Raw genomic sequence first — 1,752 nt, 5'->3', positions numbered from 1 at the left:
ACGCGCTGACCTATCGCGCTGCTGTCGTCCTCAACGCGGTGATCGCCTGGACCGCACATTTGTCAGACATGCCCTAGATGAACCTGGTCGAGCGCCTGCAGAGCGTCTTCGTCGCAGCCGCCGTACTGACTGGCCTTGCCGTGGGGTTGCTGACCCCGGTCGGTGAGGCTGGCGAATATGTGGTGATCCCGGCCCTGCTGGTGATGCTGGTGGCGATCTTCGTGCAGATGGACCCCACCCAAGTCAGTGAAGTCCGCCGAGCTAAGTCCCTGGTGGCCGCCAGCCTGGTGCTGAACTACCTGTTCACCCCCGCCTTGGCCTGGGCCCTGGGAGCCGGGCTGCTCTCGGTGACCAGCCGGACCTGCGGATCGGACTGCTGCTGTTGCTGGTGACACCGTGCACTGACTGGTACCTGGTCTTCACCGCTGTGGCCAAGGGCCACACCGGGATCGCAACGGCGTTGTTGCCGGTGAACCTGGTGCTGCAACTGTTGTTGTTGCCGGTCTACGTGCTGCTGCTCGGCGGGGAGGCCGCCATGGTCGATGCATCCACCCTGGCTGAGGCGGTGCTGCTGATGCTGCTCACCCCGCTGGTGACCGCCTTCCTGATCCGCTGGGTCACCCGCAGGACCAAGGGAGCACAATGGCAGCACGAGACGCTGAACCCGGCGGCTGGCCGGCTGGTGGTGCCGCTGCTGTGCCTGGCCGTGTTCGCGATGTTCGCCTGGCAAGCCCCCGTTGTGGCCGAACACGGCACAGAACTGGTCCTGCTGCTGCCTGCCCTGGCCGGGTTCTTCATTGTCGTCCCTCTAGTGGCCACCGCGGTCTCCAAGCTGATGGGACTGCCCGGCCCCCAGCGGGTGACCCTGACGATGGTCACCACCGCCAGAAACTCACCCATCGCCCTAGGAATCGCCGTCGCTGCGTTCCCTGACCGGCCCCTGATCGCCGTGGCCCTGGTGGTCGGCCCGCTGATCGAACTGCCCATACTGGCCCTGCTGGCCCAACTCGTCCGTCATAAAGAGGCCGGGCTCCAGGGCTCCGCTGACCGGAGGATTGAAAGATGAGGATTTCAGAAGTCACAGCACGGACCGGGGTTCCGGCCACCACGCTGCGCTATTACGAAGACCTCGGCCTGATCACCTCCCAGCGTGGCCCCAACGGGTACCGGGACTACGACCAGACCGTGATTGATCAGCTGGAGTTCATCGCCACTGCTAAGAAACTCGACCTGGACCTGGAAGAAATACGGTGGCTCTCCCAGGTCATCGCCACAGGCACCTGTACCGCAGTCCGAGAGAACCTGCGCCCAGTGCTTGCTGACCGGCTGGCTCACGTCGAGGAGAACATCCAACGGTTGACCCGCATGCGCGCCCTGATTACCGAAGCACTCAACCACGTGGTCTCCTGCCCCGACAGTGATCAGCCGTGCAAATCAGAATGCGCCTTCCAATCGCTGGCAAAGATGGGATAAGGAGGAAGTACCGTAGCTGTTCATGACAGCCCAGGCCCCTCTATATGTGGGGGTTTATCTCGTCCTGTTCCTGGGCGCGTGTGAGTGAAGAACCCTTCACGCAGCTTCGAGGCCCGCACTGTGGCGGCCCACTTCTGCGCATAGCCCAGGAGTTGCTGCACGGAGTTCGACGGCACCACGCCCTGATTTGTGGTCACCCACGGATGGGTCTGCTGAAGGTTCGGTTGACTTCCTGACTGCTCGAGCGAGCAGAGAGGATAGTCACTATGCCGAAGATCT

At 63.1% G+C, this 1,752-nt stretch carries 3 protein-coding genes; all 3 read left to right on the top strand.

From position 1 onward, the window contains the following. Positions 1 to 77: 77 nt before the first annotated feature. The 3 genes from SD455_RS16565 to SD455_RS16555 are packed head-to-tail and all read left to right on the top strand — an operon-like array spanning position 78 to position 1,473. Positions 78 to 392, top strand: a complete 315-nt coding sequence (locus tag SD455_RS16565) for a hypothetical protein (protein WP_272896877.1) — start codon at positions 78 to 80, stop codon at positions 390 to 392. Continuing rightward, positions 389 to 1,066 carry an arsenic resistance protein gene (locus tag SD455_RS16560; RefSeq protein WP_272896876.1) on the top strand — a complete coding sequence of 226 codons (678 nt, stop codon included), beginning with the start codon at positions 389 to 391 and terminating at the stop codon, positions 1,064 to 1,066. Before SD455_RS16565 ends, SD455_RS16560 begins: the two co-directional genes overlap by 4 nt. Then, complete coding sequence (locus tag SD455_RS16555) at positions 1,063 to 1,473, top strand: MerR family transcriptional regulator (RefSeq protein ID WP_070159175.1); 411 nt, start codon at positions 1,063 to 1,065, stop codon at positions 1,471 to 1,473. The genes SD455_RS16560 and SD455_RS16555 overlap by 4 nt, the downstream gene beginning before the upstream one ends. Positions 1,474 to 1,752: the final 279 nt, after the last annotated feature.

This window comes from Nesterenkonia sp. K-15-9-6, assembly GCF_052656005.1.
The sequence above is the reverse complement of the archived record's forward strand: the minus strand, read 5'-3'. Positions and strand labels throughout refer to the sequence as shown.

Bases quoted from the DNA above. Each gene is read 5' to 3' on its own strand.
- SD455_RS16565 (WP_272896877.1), top strand. From the start codon at position 78: ATGAACCTGGTCGAGCGCCTGCAGAGCGTCTTCGTCGCAGCCGCCGTA.
- SD455_RS16555 (WP_070159175.1), top strand. From the start codon at position 1,063: ATGAGGATTTCAGAAGTCACAGCACGGACCGGGGTTCCGGCCACCACG.